Genomic DNA, 22,663 nt, shown 5'->3' on the forward strand with positions numbered 1-22,663 from the left:
CTTACGATCGAGCCTCGTGCCCCACGACGGTAAAGAGCGATCGCAGCGGATCCCCCGGTCGGTGGCCGCCATCGCGGGAATCGTGGGCCTGCTGCTGTGCCTGTCCGTCCCGCTGCTTCCGGTGCGGCAGACCACCGCAACGGTCCTGTGGCCACAGGGCAGCACGGACGGGCACGTCAGCCAGATCACCGCGCCGCTGGTGTCCGGGGCGCCCCGCGCGCTGGACATCTCCATTCCCTGCCCGGACATCGCCACCCTGCCCGCCGGTGGCGGCCTGGTCGTCGCGACGCTGCCGCCGGGTGGCATGGACGCCGGGAAGAACGGGCTGTTCGTGCGGGCGAACACGGACGTCGTCGTCGTCGCGTTCCGCGACACCGTGGCCGCGGTCGCGCAACGATCGGCCGTCGCCGCCGGCGGCTGCAGCGTGCTGCACGTCTGGGCCGACGCCGGCGCGACCGGCGCGGACTTCGTCGGCATACCGGGCGCCTCGGGGATCCTGTCGCCCGAAAAGAAACCCCAGGTGGGCGGCGTCTTCACCGACTTGAAGGTGCCCGCGGGGCCGGGGCTGTCGGCCCGCATCGACATCGACACCCGCTTCATCACCGCGCCCACCGTCCTCAAGGAAATCGTGATGGCCCTGGGCGCCCTGGCGGTGCTGACGGCCATCATCGCGCTCGCGGTGCTGGATCAGCGCAGCCGGGGCGGCAGCACCCTGCTCAACTGGCGCTCCCCGATCGCCTGGCTCTCCCGGTATCGCCCCGGCACGCACCTTGCCAACTGGCGGCGGGTGGGCATCGCGACGTGGATCGCCGACGCCGGGGTCATCGCCACGCTGCTGTTGTGGCACATCATCGGCGCCACGTCGTCGGACGACGGCTACAACCTGGCCATCGCGCGGGTCGCCCCCGGCGCCGGTTACATCGCCGACTACTACCGCTACTTCGGCACCACCGACGCTCCCTTCGACTGGTACCTGAGCCTGCTGGCCAAGATGGGCTCCGTCAGCACGGCCGGCGTGTGGATGCGACTGCCCGCCACGCTGGCCGCGATCGGCTGCTGGCTGATCATCAGCCACTGGGTGCTGCGCCGGCTCGGACCCGGCCGCGGCGGCCTGGCGGCCAACCGGGTCGCGGTGTTCACCGCGGGCGCGGTCTTCGTGGCGGCGTGGCTGCCGTTCAACAACGGACTGCGGCCCGAACCGCTGATCGCCCTCGGCGTGCTGGTCACCTGGATGCTGGTGGAACGGGCGATCGCGCTGCGTCGGTTGGCCCCGGCGGCGGTGGCCATCATCGTGGCGCTGCTGAGCGCGACGCTGGCACCGCAGGGCCTGATCGCCGTCGCCGCGCTGCTGACCGGGGCGCGCGCCGTCGCCCAGACGATCCGGCGCCGCCGGCAAAGCGACGGCCTGCTCGCACCGCTGGCCGTGCTGGCGGCCTCGGCGTCGCTGATCCTCGTGGTGGTCTTCCGCAGTCAGACGCTGGCCACGGTCGGGGAATCGGCCCGCATCAAGTACAAGGTCGGCCCGACCATCGCCTGGTACCAGGATTGGCTGCGCTACTACTTCCTCACGGTGGAATCGAACCCCGACGGGTCGATGGCCCGGCGATTCGCGGTGCTGGTGCTGCTGCTGTGCATGTTCGGCATGCTGGTCACCCTGCTGCGCCGCGGCCGGATTCCGGGTGTGGCCAGCGGGCCGGCCTGGCGGTTGATCGGCACATGCGCCTTCGGCCTGTTGTTGCTGACGTTCACCCCGACGAAGTGGGCGGTCCAGTTCGGTGCGTTCGCCGGGCTGGCCGGGGCGCTGGGCGCGGTGACCGCGTTCGCCCTGGCCCGGATCGGCCTGCACAACCGCCGCAACCTGACCCTGTACGTGACCGCCCTGCTGTTCGTGCTGGCGGTGGCGACCTCCGGCATCAACGGCTGGTTCTACGTCGGCAACTACGGGGTGCCGTGGTACGACATCCAGCCGGTCGTGGCCAGCCACCCGGTGACGTCGATGTTTTTGGCGCTGTCGATCGCGACCGGCCTGCTGGCCGCCTGGCAGCACTTCCGGATGGACTACGCCGGGCACACCGAGGTCAAGGACAACCGGCGCAACCGGGTGCTGGCGTCGACGCCGCTGCTGGTGGTCGCAACCATCATGGTCGTCGGCGAAGTCGCGTCGCTGACCAAGGGCGCGGTGTTCCGCTATCCGCTCTACACCACCGGCAAGGCGAACCTCGCCGCGATCAGCTCGGGGCTGTCGAAGACCAGCTGCGCCATGGCCGACGACGTGCTGGCCGAGCCCGACCCCAACGCCGGCATGCTGCAGCCGGCGCCCGGGCAGACGTTCGGGCCGGACGGCCCGCTGGGCGGTGTCAACCCGGTCGGCTTCAAACCCGACGGCGTGGGCGACGACCTGAGGTCGTATCCGGTGGTGACCAAGCCGGGCGTGGTGAATTCCACCGGGTCACCGAACAAACCCAATGCCACCATGACCGACTCCGCGGGCACCGCCGGCGGGAAAGGACCGGTCGGGGTGAACGGGTCGCATGCCGCGCTGCCGTTCGGCCTGGACCCGGCCCGCACGCCGGTGATGGGCAGCTACGGCGAGAACTCGCTGGCCGCCACCGCGACCTCGGCCTGGTACCAGCTGCCGCCGCGTAGCCCGGACCGGCCGATCGTGGTGGTGACGGCGGCCGGTGCCATCTGGTCGTACAAGGAGGACGGCACCTTCACCTATGGGCAGCAGCTCAAACTGCAGTGGGGCGTCGCCCGTCCCGACGGCACCACCCAGCCGCTGGCACAGGTGTATCCGATCGACATCGGGCCGGAGCCGGCGTGGCGCAACCTGCGGTTCCCGCTCACCTGGGCGCCACCGGAGGCCAACGTGGCCCGCATCGTCGCCTACGACCCCAACCTGAGCTCGGACCAGTGGTTCGCGATCACGCCGCCGCGCGTCCCGGTGCTGCAGACCCTGCAGCAGTTGATGGGGTCGCGGACCCCCGTGCTGATGGACATCGCCACGGCTGCGAACTTCCCGTGCCAGCGGCCGTTCTCCGAACACCTTGGCGTTGCCGAACTACCGGCATACCGCATCCTGCCCGACCACAAACAGACGGCGGCGTCGTCGAACGGGTGGGAGGCCAGCGAGGACGGGGGTCCGTTCCTGATCACTCAGGCGATGCTTCGTACCTCGACGATCGCGACGTACCTGCGGGGTGACTGGCATCGCGACTGGGGATCCGTGGAGCAGTACTTCCGGTTGGTGCCGGCTGATCAGGCGCCGGACGCCACAATCGAACAGGGTGTGATGACAGTGCACGGGTGGAGCCGGCAGGGACCGATTCGGGCGCTGCCATGAGCGATCGCAAGGGCGGCGAAGCCGGGCGCCGGGGGCACCTCCCGCTTGCGGGGGACGGGTCGCGAACCGACCAGCAAATGAGTGTCACGACCGTCGACAAGCGCGAGCGCGAAGCGTTGTCCCGCCAGGACGTGCGGGTGACGCGCTGGGTCGCGACGGTCGCCGGGCTGATCGGTTTCATCCTGTCGATCGCCACCCCGCTGTTGCCCGTCGTGCAGACCACCGCGACGCTGAACTGGCCGCAGAACGGCCAGCTGAACAGCGTTACCGCGCCGCTGATTTCGCTCACCCCGGTCGACGTGAAGGTAACCGTGCCGTGCTCGGTGGTGCGCGGCCTGCCACCGGAGGGCGGCGTCGTGCTCAGCACGGCGCCCAAGAAGGGCAAGGACGCCGCGCTCAACGCGTTGTTCGTGGTGGTCAACGGCAAGCGCGTCGACGTCACCGACCGCAACGTGGTGATCGCCAGCGCGGCCCGCGATCAGGTGGAGTCGGCACAGTGTCAGCGCATCGAGATCACCTCGACGAAGGCGGGCGCGTTCGCCACGTTCGTCGGGCTGACCGATCCGGCGGGCAAGCCGCTCGGCGGCGGCTTCCCCGACCCGAACCTGCGGCCACAGATCGTCGGGGTGTTCACCGACCTGAGCGGGCCGGCCCCGGCCGGTCTGCAGCTCTCGGCGACCATCGACACCCGGTTCTCCACCACCCCAACGACTTTGAAGCTGGCCGCGATGGTGCTGGCCATCGTGTCCACCATCGTCGCCCTGATCGCCTTGTGGCGCCTCGATCAGCTGGACGGTCACCGGATGCGCCGGCTCATTCCGGCGAACTGGCGCACGTTCACCCTGGCCGACGTCACGGTGATCTCCGGCTTCGTGCTGTGGCACGTGATCGGGGCGAACTCGTCGGACGACGGCTACATCCTGGGCATGGCCCGGGTGGCCGATCGCGCCGGCTACATGTCGAACTACTTCCGCTGGTTCGGTAGCCCCGAGGACCCCTTCGGCTGGTACTACAACCTGCTGGCACTGATGACCCACGTCACCGACGCCAGCCTGTGGATGCGGTTGCCGGACCTGATCGCGGGGATCGTGTGCTGGCTGCTGCTCTCGCGGGAGGTGCTACCCCGGCTCGGCCCTGCGGTGGCCGCCAGCAAGGCGGCGAACTGGGCGGCGGGCATGGTCCTGCTGACGGCCTGGATGCCGTTCGACAACGGCCTGCGGCCCGAACCGATCATCGCCGTCGGTTCGCTGATCACCTACGTGCTGATCGAGCGCTCCATGCGCTACAGCCGGCTCACCCCCGCCGCGCTGGCCGTCATCACCGCGGCCTTCACCCTGGGCGTCCAGCCCACCGGGTTGATCGCGGTGGCAGCGCTGGTCGCCGGTGGCCGCCCGATCCTGCGGATTCTGGTGAAACGCCATCGCCTGGTCGGCACCTGGCCGCTGGTCGCGCCGATGCTGGCCGCCGGCACGGTCATCCTGACGGTGGTGTTCGCCGATCAGACGCTGTCAACGGTGTTGGAAGCCACCAGGATTCGCACCTCGATCGGCCCCAGCCAGGCCTGGTACACCGAGAACCTGCGCTACTACTACCTGATCCTGCCGACCGTCGACGGCTCGCTGTCGCGCCGCTTCGGCTTCCTGATCGCCGCGCTGTGCCTCTTCACCGCGGTCTTTATCATGTTGCGGCGCAAGCGAATCCCCGGTGTTGCGCGCGGGCCGGCCTGGCGGCTGATGGGCGTCATCTTCGGCACCATGTTCTTTCTGATGTTCACCCCCACCAAGTGGGTGCACCACTTCGGGCTGTTCGCCGCGGTGGGTGCGGCGATGGCCGCGCTGACGACGGTGCTGGTGTCGCACGAGAGCTTGCGCTGGTCGCGTAACCGCATGGCCTTCCTGGCGGCGCTACTGTTCGTGCTGGCCCTGTGTTTCGCCACCACCAACGGCTGGTGGTACGTGTCGAGCTTCGGCGTCCCGTTCAACAACGTGATGCCGCGGATCCACGGAATCAGCATCAGCACCGTCTTTTTCGCGCTGTTCGTGATCGTCGCGCTCTACGCGGCGTACCTGCACTTCGCGCCCAGGGACCGCGGCGAAGGACGGCTGGCGCGGGCGCTGACCGCCGCGCCCATCCCCCTCGCGGCCGGCTTCATGGCGTTCGTCTTCATCGCCTCGATGGTGGCCGGGATCGTGCGCCAGTACCCCACCTACTCCAACGCCTGGGACAACCTGCGGGAGTTCAGCGGCGGCTGCGGGCTGGCCGACGACGTGCTCGTCGAGCCCGACAGCAATGCCGGCTTCATGGCGCCTTTCAAAACAGGAGAGCCGGACAATTACGGCCCGCTCGGGCCGTTGGGTGGCGTCAGCCCAACGGGATTCACGCCCAACGGCGTACCGGACCGCACCCTGGCCGAGTCGATCAAGGAGACGGAGGTGCCGCAGCCCGGCACCGACTACGACTGGGACGCGCCGACCAAGCTGAAGGCCCCGGGGGTCAACGGCTCGACGGTGCCGCTGCCGTATGGCCTCGACCCCGGCCGGGTGCCGCTGGCCGGCAGCTACACCACCGGCGCGCAGCAGCAGAGCCGGCTCACCTCGGCGTGGTACCAGCTGCCGAAGCCGGATGACGGACACCCGCTGGTGGTGGTGACCGCCGCGGGCACCATCGCCGGCAACAGCATCCTGCACGGCCACACCAGCGGCCAGACCGTGGAACTGGAATTCGGCAGGCCCGGCAATGGCGGCGCGGTGCAGCCGGCCGGCCGGCTGGTGCCCTACGACCTGTACGGCGAGCAGCCGAAGGTGTGGCGGAACCTGCGCTTCGCGCGTTCGGCGATGCCCGCCGACGCGGTCGCGGTTCGGGTGGTTGCCGAGGACCTGTCTCTGACACCGGACGACTGGATCGCGCTGACTCCGCCACGGGTGCCTGAGCTGCGGTCGTTGCAGGAGTACGTCGGCTCCAAGCGGCCGGTGCTGATGGACTGGGCGGTGGGACTGGCGTTCCCGTGCCAGCAGCCGATGCTGCACTCCAACGGCGTCACCGACATCCCGGAGTTCCGCATCACCCCGGACTACAACGCCAAGAAGCAGGACACCGACACCTGGCAGGACGGCGTCAACGGCGGCCTGCTGGGCATCACCGACCTGTTGCTGCGGGCCCACGTGATGTCGACATACCTGTCCCATGACTGGGGCCGCGACTGGGGATCGCTGCGCAAGTTCGACACCATCGCCGACGCCCACCCGGCGCAGCTCGACCTGGGCACCGCCACCCGCACCGGATGGTGGTCACCCGGGCCGATCCGCATCAAGCCCTAGGGGAACGCCGAAAACACGGCGCCGAAATGGTTTTGCGCGTGGTTATTCGGCGTGGAATAGCGCAATGAATTAACGCCCGGGTAATTACCGGGCAAAGGTTTAATACCGCCAATCTCGGGTGAATACTCATTCCGCTGTGATCCAGTTCACACCGCGGAGCGAGGTGGCCGAATGCACACACTGACACGCCTGGGAACCTGCGCGGCCGCGGCCACCGCGGTCATCACCCCCGCCGCGGCTTCGGCCGTCGGCACCGCGTCCGCCGAGGGCGGCGGCACGACCGTCGTTTTCGACACGTATCTGCGGCGATGCGACTTCAGCAAGATCAGCATCGCCCCCAAAGTACCCGGCCCGATGCTCGGCACCGGTTCGGCCATCGTCCGCACCAGCGGATCCAGGGCGGTCGCCGAGGTGCACCTGGTCGACGCGCCCGAACCGGGCGCGCAATTCGACGTCGGCCTCATCGAAGAACCCCGTCCGTCCTCATCGACCTGCGGCCCCGGTGACCCGGGAACCGCATTTACCAGCATGGTCACCGACGGGGCAGGAAACGCAACGGCGACCGTTGCTGACACCATTCGGCCGGGCACGACCGGCGTGTGGGTGATTATCGAGCGGCCTAATGCGAACTCCCAGAACCCGGCGGAGTTCTATACGTCCGAGTTCGTGGTGCCGGTGCGGTCCTAGCCGCCGCGCGCCCGCGCGGTGGCGCCGGGCGAGCGGGTGAAGCGGGGACTTCCGGCCCTATTTTGACGTTTGAGTCAAATGTTGCGATGGGAGTATCCGAGGAAATCTGGGGAGGGAGCGGTGTCGGCGTCGCACAGGGACACAAGCCAGCAGCGAATCGCCGCGGCCGATGATGCCACCGGCGACATGGGTTCCTTGCTGCGCGCCGACGCCCGCGACGACGTCGACATGTCATCGGCCGTCGCCGAGGCGGCGGCGGACTTGGACCGCGGTTCGGCCATGCTCGTCGTGAAGCGGGGCCCCAACGTCGGGGCGAGATTCGTGTTGAACCAGCCGGTCATGAACGCGGGCCGGCATCCGGCCAGCGACATCTTTCTCGACGACATCACGGTCAGCCGCAGGCACGCCGAATTCCACTCCGAGAACGGCGAATTCCGCGTCGTCGATCTCGGCAGCCTCAACGGCACCTACCTCAACCGTGCCGCCGTCGACTCCGCGGTGCTGACCAACGGCGACGTGCTCCAGGTCGGCAACTTCAGGCTGATCTTCCTCACCGCCCAGCCGACGTAACAGCGACGAGGGGATTCGTGACCGCTGACCCCGGGCACAGTGCCGACGTCATCCGGGTACGCATCGGCGAATTCAGTTCCGGCCGAATCATTTCCGTGCGGTTCGGCACCAGTGGCCGGATCATATTGACCCGAATCGCCCGCGGCGCCCGCTTGCGGGCTACTGCCTGACGACCGGCCCGGCGCGTAGCGTCTGACCCATGAGCGACTACGCCCTAGAGGCGGTGGACCGGCTGCCGTTTTCCACCGACGAGAAATCGCAGCGCTACGCGACGGAGAATTACGGCGGCGCGGTGGGACTCAACTGGTACCTCACCGATCCCACGCTGCAGTTCACCATGGCCTACTACCTCGAGCCGGACGAACTCGCGCTGGCCGAACGCCATTTGACCCGCATCGGGGAGCTGATGGGCGGGCCGGTGGCGCGCTGGGCCGAGGAGACGGATCGCAACCCCCCGCGGCTGCAGCGCTACGACCGGTGGGGTCATGACATCAGCGAGGTGGTCATGCCGGCCTCCTTCACGCAATCCAAGCGGGCGGTCCTGGACGCCCAGCGGGCGCTGCGCACCGAAGCGCGCGAGGCGAAGATGAGCTCGTCGCTAACCATGTTCGCCTCGAATTACCTGCTGAACCAAGCCGATATCGGCATGGGCTGCGCGCTGGGCACCGGCGGCGGCATGGTCCAGTCGCTGGTGGCCGCCTACGCGCCGCCCGACGTGGCCGAGCACGTGGCGGCCAAATTCGCCTCCGGCGAGTGGGCCGGCGAGACGGCGCAGCTGCTGACCGAACGCACCGGCGGCTCCGATCTGGGCGCGCTGGAGACCACCGCCCGGCGCGTCGGTGACGCGTGGTTGTTGAACGGCTTCAAGTGGTTCGCGTCCAACTGCGCCGGGCAGGCGTTCGTCGTCTTGGCGAAACCCGAAGGCGCACCGGATTCTTCGCGCGGCGTCGCCAACTTCCTGGTGCTGCGCACCCGCCGCGACGGATCCCGCAACGGCGTGCGGGTGCGACGGCTGAAGGACAAGCTGGGCACCCGCTCGGTGGCCTCCGGCGAGGTCGAATTCGTCGACGCCGAAGCGTTTTTGCTGTCCGGCGAGCCCACCGACGCCGCTGGGCCGTCCGACGGCAAGGGCCTGGGACGCATGATGGAGCTGACCAACGCCGCGCGCCTGGGCATCGCGTTGTTCGCGCTCGGTAACGCGCGGCGCGCCCTGGTGGAATCGCTGTGTTACGCCCGGCAACGCCGGGCGTTCGGCGGCGCGCTGATCGACAAGCCACTGATGCGGCGCAAGCTCGCCGAGCTGATCGTCGACGTCGAGGCGGCGCAGGCGCTGGTGTTCGACGGTACCGGCGCCACCAACCATCGTCAGCCGCGCAGCATGCGGCAGCGCATCGCCGTGCCGGTCACCAAGCTCAGGGTGTGCCGGCTGGGGATCACCGCGGCCTCGGACGCGATTGAAATCCACGGCGGCAACGGCTATATCGAGACCTGGCCGGTGGCGCGGCTGCTGCGCGACGCGCAAGTGAACACCATCTGGGAGGGGCCGGACAACATTCTGTGTCTGGACGTGCGGCGCGGGATCGAGCAGAGCCGCGCGCACGAGACGCTGCTGGCGCGGCTGCGCGACGCGGTGTCGGTCGCCGACGATGGCGAAACCACCCGGCTGGTCGCCGGGCGGATCGAGGACCTGGACGCGGCGATCACCGCCTGGACCAAACTCGACAGGCAGACGGCCGAGGCCCGGCTGTTCCCGCTGGCCCAATTCATGGGCGACGTCTATGCCGGCGCCCTGCTGATCGAGCAGGCCGCGTGGGAGCGCGCGACCCGGGGCGGTGAGCGCAAGGCGCTCGTCGCGGGTCTGTACGCGCAGCGCTATCTCGCCGATCGCGGGGCGCTGCGCGGCATCGACGCCGACTCCGACGAGGCGCTGGAGCGCTTCGACGAACTGGTTGACGGCGCATTCGCCGCCGAGCAGACATAAAAGCACGCGAAAACGCCTCAAAATGAGCGTTTTTGGGTGCTTTTGCGTCTGCTCGCGTTGAGGCTCGAGGCCTAGATCGGGATGAGCCCGTGCTTACGGGCCGTGCGGAACCATAATTGCTTGTCCCGCAACAGTTTCATTGACTTGCGCAGCAGCAGCCGGGTCTCGTGCGGGTCGATGACCGCGTCGATGAATCCGCGTTCGGCGGCGGTCCAGGGGATCGCCATGTTGAGGTTGTAGCCCTCGATGAAGTCCTTCTTGATCTGCTGCGCCTCGGGGGTGGTGGGATCGGGGAACCGCTTCATCAGCAGCTGCGCGGCCCCCTCGGCGCCGATCACCGCGATGCGCGCGGTCGGCCAGGCGAAGTTGAAGTCCGCGGTCAGCTGCCGGGATCCCATCACGGCGTAGGCGCCACCGTACGACTTGCGGACCGTGATGGTCACCTTCGGCACGTCGGCCTCCACGACCGAGTACAGGAACCGGCCGCCGCGCTTGATGATGCCGTTCTTCTCCTGCTCGGCACCGGGCAGGAAGCCGGGCGTGTCCACCACGAACACCAGCGGGATGTTGAACGCGTCGCAGAACCGGATGAACCGCGCCGCCTTGTCGGAGGCCTCGTTGTCGATCGACCCGGACAGGTACATGGGCTGGTTGGCGATCACGCCGACCGGGCGCCCGTCGATCCGGGCGAACCCGGTGATGATGGCCGGCCCGTGCTGCGCGGCGACGTCGAGGAAGTCGCCGTCGTCGAAGATCCGCAGCAGGATCTCGTGCATGTCGTAGGCCATGTTGTCCGAGTCCGGCACGATCGAGTCGAGCTCGAGATCGGTCGGGGTGGTCTCCGGCTCGAGGCCGGGGTTGACGATCGGGGGCTCGCTGACGGCGCTCGACGGCAGGAACGACAGGAAGTCGCGGACGTACTGGAACGCCTCGGCCTCGGAGTTCACCACCTGGTGGATGTTGCCGTTGCGGGCCTGCGCATCCGAGCCGCCGAGCTCGTCGAGGGTGACGTCCTCACCGGTGACCTCCCGGATGACGTCGGGCCCGGTGACGAAGAAGTACCCCTGGTCACGCACCGAGACCAGCAGGTCGTCCTGGATCGGCGAATACACCGCTCCCCCAGCGCATTTGCCGAAGATCAGCGAGATCTGCGGCACCAGACCGCTCAAAGCCTCGTGGCGGCGGCCCAGCTCGGCGTACCACGCCAGCGAGGTGACGGCGTCTTGGATGCGGGCGCCGCCCGAGTCCTGGATGCCGATGATCGGGCAGCCGACCATCGCGCACCACTCCATCAGGCGGGCGACCTTGCGGCCGAACATCTCGCCGACGGTGCCCTGGAACACGGTCTGGTCGTGGGAGAACACCCCGACCGGCCGGCCGTCGATCATGGCGTGGCCGGTGACGCAGCCGTCGCCGTAGAGCGCGTTCGGGTCGTTGGGCGTCTTGGCCAACGCCCCGGTCTCGAGGAAGGTGCCGGGATCGACCAGCGCGTGCACCCGGGCGCGGGCGCTGGGGATGCCCTTCTTGTCGCGCTTGGCGACGGCCTTCTCACCGCCCGGCTCTTTGGCCAATTCCAAGCGACGGTAGAGCTCGGCCAGCTTCTCGGCGGTGGTGTGCTGAATGGGAGCCGGCGCCATCTCCGTCACTATTTGCCTACCTCACTCGTCTGACTGGTTTCGGCCTCCACCTTATTCAGCACGTCGGAGAGGTGAGCACCGACCTTGCCGATGATCGGTTCGTCGATGGCCTGGATGTGCTCGCCGCCGATCGGCACCACCTCGAGGTCGGCCACGTACTCGCCCCAGCCGCCGTCGGGCTGGCGGATCGCATATCGCGGCTCGAACTCGATGACGTCGTCGTGGTAGCGGTCGGCCATGTACAGGGTGACGTGGCCGTCGTACGGCTCGATCTGGACGGTCTCGAGCGCCCGGTTGTCCAGGTAGGACGTCCGCTGGTGCTCGACGATGCCGCCGGGGATCTGCACACCGCTCTGCTGGACGATGTCCAGCACGAACTTGACCTGGCCCTCGTCGTCGAGCTCCTCGAGCTGCTCGTAGGGGATCGCCGGAATCTCGACGTTGAAGGTGCGCTCGGCGAACTTCGCGTACCGGTCCCAGCGCTTGCGGGTCTCCTCCTGCGTCTGGGGGATCTCCTCGCCGGCGCGCACGGTGTCGATCATCCCGACGAAGCGCACGTCCTCGCCCGCGCGCTTCAGACCGATCGCGCACGCGTAGGCCAGCGCGCCGCCGAGCGACCACCCGGCCAGGATGAACGGCTTGCCCGCGTTCATCTCCAACAGCTTCGGCACGTACTGGGCGGCCCGCTCCTGGACGGTGCCCTCCACGCGCTCGAACCCGTACATCGGCGTATCCGCGGGCAGCCGGTTCAGCAGCGGCTCGTAGACGACGGTCGACCCGCCGGCCGGATGGAACACGAACACCGGCGGCTTGGAGCTGCCCTCGGGGCGCGCCGCCCGCAGCGTGCGGACGAAGCCGTCGATCTGCCCGGCCTCCAGGTACTGACGCACCTTTTCGGCCAGCGCCTCGATGGTGTCCGACGTCAGGACGTCCTCGGCGGTGACGTCACCCTCGGCGCGCTCGGAGAGCCGCTGCGCCATCTTGGCCGCGGTGTCCTCGTCGAGCTTGGGCAGCGGGTTGAAGATGCCGCCCGGCGACTTGCCGGTCACGATCGCCCAGGTGGCGAAGGTGACCCGCTCGGCGGCGTCGCGCGGCGGCACATCGGAATTCAGCGCCTTGGCGACCGCCTCCTGGCTGAGCGCCGCGGCCAGGTCCGGCTTCGCACCGTTGGTCGCCGCGCCCTTCGGGCCCGACGGGTCCGTCGGAGGCGGCGGGATGGTGGCGTCCGACGGCGGTGGTTCGGGCTGCGTCTGGGGCTCGGCCTGCGGGTCCGGCGCCGGTGCGGCGGCCGTCGTCGGCGTGGCCCCGCTGAGCAATTGGGCCTGCTCCCTGGCGATCTCCTCGGGCGTCTGCGTCTTCTGGTGCTCGTGTAGCTGCTCGACCTCGTCGCGGTGCTCGACCGCGTACTCGATCAGCTTCTCGATGGCGTACAGGTTGGCGTCGCGCACGGCCGTCAATTGGATTGGCGGCAGGTCGAAGTCGTATTCGACGCGGTTCTTGATCCGCACCGCCATCAGCGAGTCCAGGCCCAGCTCGATCAGCGGCACCTCCCACGGCAGGTCCTCGGGCTCGTAGCCCATGGCCGCCGAGACGATCAGCCCCAGCCGCTCGCCGACGGTCTCGCCGGAATCCGGTGACCAGCGGCCCACGCTGGACGGCAGGTAGCGGTTAGTCAGGCTGTCCGACAGCGTCTCGGCGTCGGCGTCCTCGGCCGGCGCCTCGGGCGCCTCGACCGCGGCGGTCGTGGTCGGCGCGGCGATGGCCGCACCGGCGCCCACCGCGGTGGGCAACGCCGCCACGCTCTGACCGGCCCGCGACACCAGCGCGTCGTAGACCAGGGTGAAGGACTCGTCGATGCGGGCGTGCACCTGGACCGAGGCGCCACCCGGGTGCCGGGTCATGGTCGTCACCAGCCGCGCGCCGGCGCCGGGCACCGCGCGCTGCTCGGACGCCACCAGCTGCGCGTCCGAAAGGACTTGTTTCGCAGCGGATTTCACCAACGCGGCCAGGTCCGTCTCGCCGTTGCGCGGCGCGTACTCCCAGACGTGGCGCCCGTCCGGCAGCGCGACGTGGGTGCCCGGCATGATCACCGAGCCGTCGCCGGAGAAGTGCACGTCCAGCCAGTGCTCTTTGCGCTTGAACTTGGTCAGCGGGATGTTCGCGTAGTCCTCTGGCCCTTGGGCACGGGTGAACAGCGTGCGGATGTCCAGATCATGACCGTGGACGTAGAGCTGGGCCATGGCCGAGATCATCGACTCGACGTCGTCCTGCTTTTTGGCCAGCGTCGGAATCAGTTGGGCATCATGCAATCCCGCGGCGGCGGTGGTCAGGCCGATCTGCATCAGCGCCACCGGGTTGGGCGCGAGCTCCAGGAAGGTGGTGTGGCCGCTGTCCACGGCGTTGCGCACGCCGTGGGTGAAGTAGACCGAGTGCCGCATTCCCTTGACCCAGTAGGCGACGTCGTGGATCGGCTCGCCGCCGGGTTTGATGTAGCTGCCCTCGTGCACCGTCGAGAAGATGCCGACGGTCGGGCTCATCGGCGCGATGCCCTGCAGCTCCGCGGAGAACTCCCCGAGCAGCGGGTCCATCTGCGAGGTGTGCCCGGCGCCCTTGGTCTGCAGCTTGCGGGCGAAGCGGCCCTCGGCCTCGGCGCGGGCGACGATGGCGTCGATCTGCTCGGGCGGACCGCCGATCACGGTCTGACTGGGCGCGGCGTAGACGCACACCTCCAGACCGGGGAAGTCGCCGAACACGGTTTTGAGCTCGTCGGCGGAGTACTCGACGAGCGCCATCAGGCGGATGTATTCGCCGAACAGCATGGCCTCGCCCTCGCCCATCAGGTGCGAGCGTGACGCGATCACGCGGGCCGCGTCGGGCAGCGACAGGCCGCCGGCGAAGTAGGCCGACGCGGGCTCGCCGAGCGACTGGCCAATCACCGCAGCGGGTTTGGCGCCGTGGTGCTTGAGCAGCTCGCCCAGCGCGATCTGGATCGCGAAGATGACGACGTTGGAGGTCTCGATGCCGTACTCGTGGGAGTCGTCGAGGATCAGCTCGAGCACCGAGTAACCCCGCTCGTCCTGGATCAGCGCATCGACCTTCTCAATCCATTCGGCGAAGACCTCGTTGCGCAGATACAGGTTCTTGCCCATCTTGCGGTGCTGCGCACCGAAACCGGCCATCGCCCAGACCGGGCCGCTGGTGACCGGCCCGTCGGTGCTGAACACGTTGGGCTTCTGCTTGCCCTCGGCGACCGCCCGCAGGCCCTTGATGGCCTCTTCGTGGTCGTGGGCCAGCACCACCGCGCGCGAGCGGCCGTGGTTGCGCCGCGACAGCGCCCGGCCGATCGATTCCAGCGACGACGCCTGGCCTTCCGGACTTTCCATCCAGTCCGCGAGCTCGGCGGCGGCGGCCTTCTTGCGCGAGGTCAAAAATCCCGACACCGCGAGCGGGATCAGCGGCTTGGTCGGTTCCGATTCCTCTTGCGCGGCAAGCTCTTCGGCCGCGATCGCTTTGAGGCGCAGCGCCTCGTCGGTGAGGCCGGGCAGCTCGTATTCTTCCTCCACGGCCTCCGAGGCGTCGGGGATGATGTTGCCGAAGTCGTCGAACCGCAGCGAGTGGCTTTCCAGCGTGGGCGCCTCGGCGGGGTCTTCGCCGGCGGCCGCCGGAGCGATGACCTCGGCCTGCGGCTCGGGCTCGCGTTCGATCACGTCGCGGGGCAACACCTCGCGCACGACCAGGTGCGCGTTGGCCCCACCGAAGCCGAAGCTGGACACCCCGGCCAGCGCGTAGCCGCCGTATCGCGGCCAATCGCTCGCGGTGTCAACGACTTTCAAGCGCATGCCGTCGAAGTCGATGTAGGGGCTCGGGCCGGCGAAGTTGATCGACGGCGGCAGCTTGTCGTGCTGCAGCGCCAGCACCACCTTGGCCAGGCTGGCCGCACCGGCCGCTGACTCCAGGTGTCCCACATTGGTTTTCACCGCGCCCAGCAACGCCGGGCGGTCGGCCGGGCGGCCGCGCCCGACGACGCGGCCCAGCGCCTCGGCCTCGATCGGGTCGCCCAGGACGGTGCCGGTGCCGTGCGCCTCGATGTAGTCGACGGTGCGCGGGTCGATTCCGGCGTCCTTGTACGCCCGGCGCAGCACCTCGGCCTGGGCGTCCTGGTTGGGGGCGATCAGCCCGTTGGACCGGCCGTCGTGGTTGACCGCGCTACCGGCGATGACGGCCAGGATCTGGTCGCCGTCGCGGCGGGCGTCGTCGACCCGCTTGAGCACGAACATGCCGCCGCCCTCGGAGCGGGTGTAGCCGTCGGCGTCCGAGGAGAACGACTTGATCCGGCCGTCGGGAGAAAGCACCGCGCCGATCTCGTCGAAACCGAGCGTCACCAGCGGGGTGAGCAGCGCGTTGACACCGCCCGCGACGGCCACGTCGCATTCGCCGTTGCGCAGCGCCTGCACCGCCTGGTGCGTCGCCACCAGCGAGCTCGAGCAGGCGGTGTCCAGCGCCACCGAGGGACCGCGGAAGTCGTAGAAGTAGGACACCCGGTTGGCGATGATCGAGCTGGCCGTTCCGGTGATCGCGTAGGGGTGCGCGACCGTCGGGTCCGACACCGCCAGGAATTGGTAGTCGTTGTTGGAGAAGCCGACGTACACGCCGACCGCCTCGCCGCGCAGGCTCGACGCCGGGATGCGGGCGTGCTCGAGCGCCTCCCAGGTGAGCTCCAGCGCCATCCGCTGCTGCGGGTCGATGTTGTCGGCCTCGGTCTTGGCGACGGCGAAGAACTCCGAGTCGAAGCCCTTGATGTCCTTCAGGTACCCGCCCCGGGTGCGCGCGGTGCTGACCCGCTCGGCGATGCGCGGCTCCTCGAGGAATTCCGACCAGCGGCCCTCGGGCAGGTCGGTGATCGCGTCGCGGCCCTCCATCAGCGCCGTCCACGTCTCGTCCGGGGAGTTCATGTCGCCGGGCAACCGGGTCGCCAGGCCCACGATCGCGATGTCGACGCGCTCGGCGGGACCGGTGCGCGTCCAGTCGGCGCCGTCGAGCTCGTCGTCGGCCACCTCGGGCTCGCCCTCGACGATGCGGGTGGCCAGCGATTCGATGGTCGGGTGCTGGAAGGCGACCGCGACCGACAGGGTGACCCCGGTCAGGTCCTCGATGTCGGCGGCCATGGCCACGGCGTCGCGCGACGCCAGGCCGAGTTCGACCATCGGCACCGACTCGTCGATCTCGTCGGCAGGCTTCCCGACGGCCCGGCCCACCCAGTTGCGCAGCCATTCGCGCATCTCGGGCACGGTCATGTCGGTCCCCTTAGCGGGGGGCGCGGCGGGCACCTCCCCGCCCGGAGTGTCGTTTTCGGGGTGCTCAGTGTCAGCCATGGTCCTCAGAGATTCAGTCAGTGGACTTGGCGAAGGCCGTCGGGGAACCGACGCCGCTTCGCAGACTGCCGTCGAGGTAGGCCGCGCGGCAGGCGCGGTGCCCGATCTTGCCGCTGGAGGTGCGCGGGATCGTGCCCGATTGCACCAGCAGCAGGTCGCGGACCGTCACGCCGTGGCGCACGGCGATGGCCGCCCGGATGTCGTCGGCGATGGGCTGGTAGTCCAGCTTGTGCGAGCCGGCCGCGCGCTCGGCGACGATCACCAGCTGCTCGGAGACGTCGTCGGGGTCGTACTTGATGCCGGTGTGCGGGTTGTCGAAGACTTCCTTCGGCAGCTGGTTGGCCGGCACCGAGAAGGCGGCCACGTAGCCGGTGCGCAGCGCCTTGTTGGCCTCTTGCGCCGAGTACTCGAGGTCCTGCGGGTAGTGGTTGCGGCCGTCGATGATGACCAGGTCCTTGATGCGGCCGGCGATGTAGAGGTGGCCCTTGTGGTAGGTGCCGTAGTCGCCGGTCTTGACCCAGGTGCCGTCGTCCGGGGCGCCCTCGGCGTGCGACTGGCTGATCCGCGACTTGAGGATGTTGCGGAAGACGTCGTTGGTCTCGTCTTCCTTGCCCCAGTAGCCGGTGCCCAGGTTCTTTCCGTGCAGCCAGATCTCGCCGATCTGGCCGTCCGGCAGCTCGCTCGCGGTCTCCGGGTCGACGATGACGGCCCATTCGTCGACGCCGATGATGCCGGCGGAAACCTGCGGAACGGCCTTGGGTGAATCGGCGGGCACCTCGACGAAGCGCTGCTTGTTCAGCTCGTCACGGTCGACGTGGATGACCGTGGGCGCCTGGTCCATCGGCGTGGTGGAGACGAACAGCGTCGCCTCGGCGAGGCCGTAGGACGGCTTGATCGCGGTCTCCCGCAGGCCGTACGGCGCGAAGGCCTCGTAGAACTTGCGCATCGACGCCGGGGACACCGGCTCGCTGCCGTTGAGGATGGCCTTGACGTTGCTCAGGTCCAGCGGCGGCTCGCCCTCCTTGGGCACCCCGCGCACCGCCGCGTGCTCGAACGCGAAGTTCGGCGCGACGGTGAAGACCTCGCTGTCGGGATCGTCCTCGGGCTTGCGGGCCATCTCCCGGATCCACCGGCCCGGCCGGCGCACGAAGGCGGCCGGCGTCATGAAGGTGAAGTTGTGGCCCAGCACCGGCGAGAGCAGCGCGGTGATCAGCCCCATGTCGTGGAAGAACGGCAGCCAGGACAGGCCGCGGTCGCCCTCCTTGCCTTCCAGCCCGTTGAGCACCTGCAACACGTTGGTGGGCAGGTTGAGGTGGGTGATCTGCACGCCGGTCGGGGTCCGGGTGGAGCCGGAGGTGTACTGCAGGTAGGCGATGGTCTCCTCGTCGGCCTCCGGCGGCTCCCACGTCGCGGCGACCTCGTTGGGGACGGCGTCGACGGCGATGACGCGGGGCCGTTCCTTGGCCGACCGGGCGCGGATGAACTTGCGGACGCCCTCGGCGGCGTCGGTGGTGGTCAGGATCGTCGAGGGGGTGCAGTCGTCGAGGACGGCGTGCAGGCGCCCGACGTGACCCGGCTCGGCGGGGTCGAACAACGGGACCGCGATCCGGCCGGCGTACAGGGCGCCGAAGAACGCGATCAGGTAGTCGAGGTTCTGCGGGCAGAGCACGGCGATGCGGTCGCCCGGCTGGGTGACCTGCTGCAGGCGGGCGCCCACGGCCCGGTTGCGGGCGCTGAAGTCGCGCCACACGATGTCGCGGTATTCACCGTCGCGTTCGGTGGAGAAGTCGACGAACCGGTAGGCGAGCTTGTCGCCACGCACCCTCGCCCATTTCTCAACGTGCTTGACCAAGTTGGTGTTGTCCGGGAACTTGATCTTTCCATTCACGATGAACGGGTTGTGGTAGGGCATTCCGCTCTCCTGTCGCACCTGTTTTCGGTCGGCTCGGCCGACGCTGTGTTCCTTGGTCGGCTCCGCCGACGGCTTCGTTCTTCAGCCGGCTGAGCCGACGGTTACATGTCTACGCACGCGCGCCGGACCTCGCACGGCACCCGATGGGCAACGCCGGCCATGTGCCAGCCCAGCCACCATCGACCCCGACTGGGTGCGCGACGAAGGTCCGATAGCTCTTAAATTCCTCTTAATGTTACGGGCCTGCCTACGGCAGACCAAATCACAAGGTACCGCTGTTCGCTACCGTCAACCGCCACCTGAGGCTTGTGTCCCACCGCCGTTGATCATCCGTGTTTTGGTTGTGGCGCATTTGCGATCAGGCCGTGAGCCCAGTTCAGCGTCCAGTCGGTTGCCGGCGCCCCGTCGATGCTCCAGCACTGGGTCGTGGCGTACAGGGCGTGCACCGGCTGACCGGCCCCGCCGGCCAAGGTGTTCAGCGTGGCCGGCAGGTTGGCGATGCTGAAAGCTTCCTCCGGAGCTGCGCAGATCAGGTCGCCGGGCGCGCAGATCTCGTTGGTCTTGTCGTTGAGGTCGCCGAAACCACCCGGGCGCGCGCCGGTCATGGTCAGGCCCATCCCGGACAGGATGGGCACCTCGTGCAGGGTGACCTCGGCGCCCTGCCCCGGCGGGTTGGGGCCGATGTCGTTGCCGACGCCGATCTGGCGGCGGCCGTCAGCGATCAATGTCACACCGAGCACCAGGTCGTCGTCGACGGGTCCGCGGCCGTTGCCGATATCGCTGGCGATGTCACCCGCGATCACCGCGCCCTGCGAAAAGCCCATCAGCACGTAACTGGTCAGCGGGCATTTGGTGTTCATGTCGGTCATCGCCTGAACGGTGGCGCGGGTGCCCTCGGCGCGGCTGGCGTTGTAGGACATCTGGGTGTCGCCGCTCAGCGGGTTGTGGAACTGCGCGGTGTACGGGGTGGTGTAGGCCTGCAGCCGCGACGACGGGAATTGCTGGGTGAGGCTGGCGGTCGCCTTGTGCAGCAACGCGTTGGGGAATTGCGTCGGATTGCCGGGGTCGTCCGCGACCGCCGACTCCCACGTGCCGGGCACGTTGACCAGCAGCACATCGGGGCACGACGCGTCCTGCGAGGCGGGCCGCGGCTTGTGCGGGTGCGTGGTGGTCGACGACGGAGGCAGCACCCCGGTCGGCACCGCGCTGGGCTCGGAGTTGTGGCCGCGCAGCAGGGTGACAGCGGCCAGGATGCCCAACAGGACGACGGCGGCCACGGACAGGGCGGCGATCCAAGCGAGGGTGCGTTGACGCTTACGCCGCGCGCTTTTAGCCATGTTCTCCTGCCAGCAGAGTCGGTGGATCGCAGCTACGCGGTCCTCCCGACCCCTGCTGCACCCCCTACACGGTACCGGCTTTGCCGAATGCGCTTTTTGGGCAGCGACGCGCTACATCAATGGCGCCGACCCGCAGCGCCCGGCGTCGCCGCGCTCGCGATCGCCGCCACACCAAAGGCGCCGACCCGCAGCGCCCGGCGTCGCCGCGCTCGCGATCGCCGCTACACCAAAGGCGCCGACCCGCAGCGCCCGGCGTCGCCGCGCTCGCGATCGCCGCTACCGAATGGCTCCCACGATGTCGCCCGACATCGCGCCGAGCTGCCCCGACCACGAGCCCCAGTCGTTGCCGCCGCCGCCGGGGAAGTCGAAGTGGCCGTTGTGTCCGCCGTTGCTGCGGTACTGCTGATAGAACTCCCGGGAACTGCCCATCGCCGCGCCCGCCTGGCCGATCATGGCGGCGTCGTCACCACCCATGTTGGTCGGGCTCCACACCCACACCCGGGTGTTGTTCTGCGCCAGCAACGAGGCGTGCACGTAGGGGTCGTGCCACTTCCAGCGGCCCAGCTGCGGGGCGCCCCACATGCCGTTGCCGTCGATGCCGCCGAACTGCTGCAGGCCGGCCAGGATGGCGCCGTTGTAGTTGGTGCTCGACGGGTAGAGGAACCCGGACAGCGATCCGGCGAAGCCGAAGCGGTCGGGGTGGAAGGCGGCCAGCGCCATCGCGCCGTACCCGCCCTGCGAGGCGCCGACGGCGGCGTGGCCGCCGGGGGCGAGGCCCTTGTTGGCGGCCAGCCAATCGGGCAGCTCGCTGGACAGGAAGGTGTCCCACTGCTTGCTGCCGTCCTGCTCCCAGTTGGTGTACATGCTCCAGGCGCCGCCGGCCGGGGCTACCACCGAGATGCCCTTGCCGCCGAGGGTGTTCATCGCATTACCGGCGGTGACCCAGTTGCTCACGTCCGGGGCCGCGTTGAAGGCGTCCAGCAGGTAGACGGCATGCGGTCCGCCGGCGAGGAAGGCCACCGGGATGTCGCGGCCCATCGCCGCCGAGGGAACCATCAGGCTTTCGTAGCCCGCCGCGCGGGCTTTGCCGACGGTTGCGGCGGGCTGCAGCGCGAAGGCCAACCCGACCGCGAGTACGGCTACGCAGAACAACCGCAGCAGCGCTGACATACCCCGCCCGACCGTCATGTCCACCCTCCATCGTCTAGTCGCTGAAAGCACATTAGCCAGCGGCTTAGTTCCCCCGCCCGCGGGGTAGTGAAACACGTCACAGGCGCCAACGGCCAGCGGCGGAAACCCCGAAGGGTTCCCGCCGCTGGTCGTCTTGCTTGGCGTTGGTTAGGTGCCCTGGCCGTTTCCGGCGTTGGTCGCGGCGGCTGTGGCCGGACCCGCACCCGGGGTGGCGCCCAGCACCGACTGCAGGTCAGGCTTCATCGCCTGCAGCTGCGCGCCCCAGTAGGGCCAGTCGTGGGTGCCGTTGGCGTCGAAGTTCCACACCGCGTTGTGGCCACCGGCCCCGTTGTAGGCGTCCTGGAACTTCAGGTTGGACGTCCGCACGAAGCCCTCGAGGAACTTGGCGGGCAGGTTGTCGCCACCGAGGTCGGACGGCTTGCCGTTACCGCAGTACACCCAGATGCGCGTGTTGTTGGCGACCAGCTTGCCAACCTGCAGCGACGGGTCGTTGCGCGCCCAGGCCGGGTCTTCCTTCGGACCCCACATGTCGGCGGCCTTGTAGCCACCGGCGTCACCCATGGCGAGGCCGATCAACGACGGGCCCATGCCCTGCGACGGGTCCAGCAGCGCCGACAGCGAGCCGGCGTAAATGAACTGCTGCGGGTGGTAGGCGGCCAGGATCAGCGCGGACGAACCGGCCATCGACAGGCCGACCACGGCGCTGCCGGTGGACTTGACCTGCTTCTGGCTCTCCAGGTACGCCGGCAGCTCGGTGGTCAGGAAGGTCTCCCACTTGTAGGTGACGCAGCCGGCCTTACCGCAGGCGGGCTTGTACCAGTCGGAGTAGAAGCTGGACTGACCACCGACGGGCATGACCGTCGAGATGCCCGACTGGTTGTACCACTCGAACGCCGGGGTGTTGATGTCCCAGCCGTTGAAGTCGTCCTGCGCACGCATACCGTCGAGCAGGTACAACGCCGGGGAGTTCGGGCCACCGCTTTGGAACTGGATCTTGATGTCGCGGCCCATCCCGGCGGACGGAACCTGCAGGTACTCCACCGGCAGACCCGGGCGCGAGAAGGCCCCGGCGGTCGCCGAGCCTCCGACGGCGCCAATCAGGCCCGAGAGCAGCGCCGCACCAGCGGCCGCCACGACGAGCCGGCGCGGCATACCCGCCACGGCGCCGCGCAATCTGTCGACAAGCGTCATCCTTGCTTCCTCATCCTTCTTGCGGCCTCTCGGCGCATTGCACCGATCGGGCGCTTCTTGCTTGATTGGATCGAACCTGCCAGCGCACAGGCGCGGCAGTGCTCGTGTAGTCAACCACACCTTAT

11 protein-coding genes are annotated in these 22,663 nt (G+C 68.9%); 5 read left to right on the forward strand and 6 right to left on the reverse strand.

Annotated elements, in window-relative coordinates:
• Nucleotides 1–16: 16 nt before the first annotated feature.
• The 5 genes from A5624_RS25890 (at nt 17) to A5624_RS25910 (ending at nt 9,898) form a co-directional block, all read left to right on the forward strand.
• Nucleotides 17–3,343, forward strand: coding sequence for an arabinosyltransferase domain-containing protein (locus tag A5624_RS25890; protein ID WP_066873081.1), 3,327 nt, complete (start codon nt 17–19; stop codon nt 3,341–3,343).
• Between the two features lie 77 nt (nt 3,344–3,420).
• Nucleotides 3,421–6,660, forward strand: coding sequence for an arabinosyltransferase domain-containing protein (locus A5624_RS25895; RefSeq protein ID WP_066873168.1), 3,240 nt, complete (start codon nt 3,421–3,423; stop codon nt 6,658–6,660).
• 171 nt (nt 6,661–6,831) lie between these two features.
• Entirely contained in the window at nt 6,832–7,347 is a 516-nt protein-coding gene (locus A5624_RS25900; RefSeq protein ID WP_066873084.1) for a hypothetical protein, read from the forward strand.
• Nucleotides 7,348–7,467: 120 nt separating this feature from the next.
• Entirely contained in the window at nt 7,468–7,917 is a 450-nt protein-coding gene (locus A5624_RS25905) for an FHA domain-containing protein (protein ID WP_066873087.1), read from the forward strand.
• Nucleotides 7,918–8,116: 199 nt separating this feature from the next.
• Nucleotides 8,117–9,898, forward strand: coding sequence for an acyl-CoA dehydrogenase family protein (locus A5624_RS25910; protein ID WP_066873090.1), 1,782 nt, complete (start codon nt 8,117–8,119; stop codon nt 9,896–9,898).
• A gap of 71 nt (nt 9,899–9,969) precedes the next feature.
• Here A5624_RS25910 and A5624_RS25915 read toward each other — a convergent pair whose 3' ends face one another.
• From A5624_RS25915 to ag85A, 6 genes are all read right to left on the reverse strand, one after another.
• Nucleotides 9,970–11,535 (reverse strand): acyl-CoA carboxylase subunit beta, encoded by a 1,566-nt coding sequence (locus A5624_RS25915; protein WP_156748756.1) that lies wholly within the window; start codon nt 11,533–11,535, stop codon nt 9,970–9,972.
• Nucleotides 11,536–11,543: 8 nt separating this feature from the next.
• Nucleotides 11,544–16,829, reverse strand: coding sequence for a polyketide synthase Pks13 (gene pks13 / locus A5624_RS25920; RefSeq protein WP_369827527.1), 5,286 nt, complete (start codon nt 16,827–16,829; stop codon nt 11,544–11,546).
• A gap of 91 nt (nt 16,830–16,920) precedes the next feature.
• Nucleotides 16,921–18,819, reverse strand: coding sequence for a long-chain-fatty-acid--AMP ligase FadD32 (gene fadD32, locus A5624_RS25925; protein WP_066873097.1), 1,899 nt, complete (start codon nt 18,817–18,819; stop codon nt 16,921–16,923).
• Between the two features lie 326 nt (nt 18,820–19,145).
• On the reverse strand, nt 19,146–20,156 hold the full coding sequence (locus A5624_RS25930) for a cutinase family protein (RefSeq protein WP_066873099.1): 1,011 nt from the start codon (nt 20,154–20,156) through the stop codon (nt 19,146–19,148).
• Between the two features lie 276 nt (nt 20,157–20,432).
• Entirely contained in the window at nt 20,433–21,344 is a 912-nt protein-coding gene (locus A5624_RS25935) for an esterase family protein (RefSeq protein WP_066873101.1), read from the reverse strand.
• A gap of 150 nt (nt 21,345–21,494) precedes the next feature.
• Complete coding sequence (gene ag85A / locus A5624_RS25940) at nt 21,495–22,538, reverse strand: diacylglycerol acyltransferase/mycolyltransferase Ag85A (protein ID WP_066873104.1); 1,044 nt, start codon at nt 22,536–22,538, stop codon at nt 21,495–21,497.
• Nucleotides 22,539–22,663 lie beyond the last annotated feature (125 nt).

It is taken from the genome of Mycobacterium sp. 1482292.6 (assembly GCF_001672995.1).
GTDB lineage: Bacteria > Actinomycetota > Actinomycetes > Mycobacteriales > Mycobacteriaceae > Mycobacterium > Mycobacterium europaeum_A.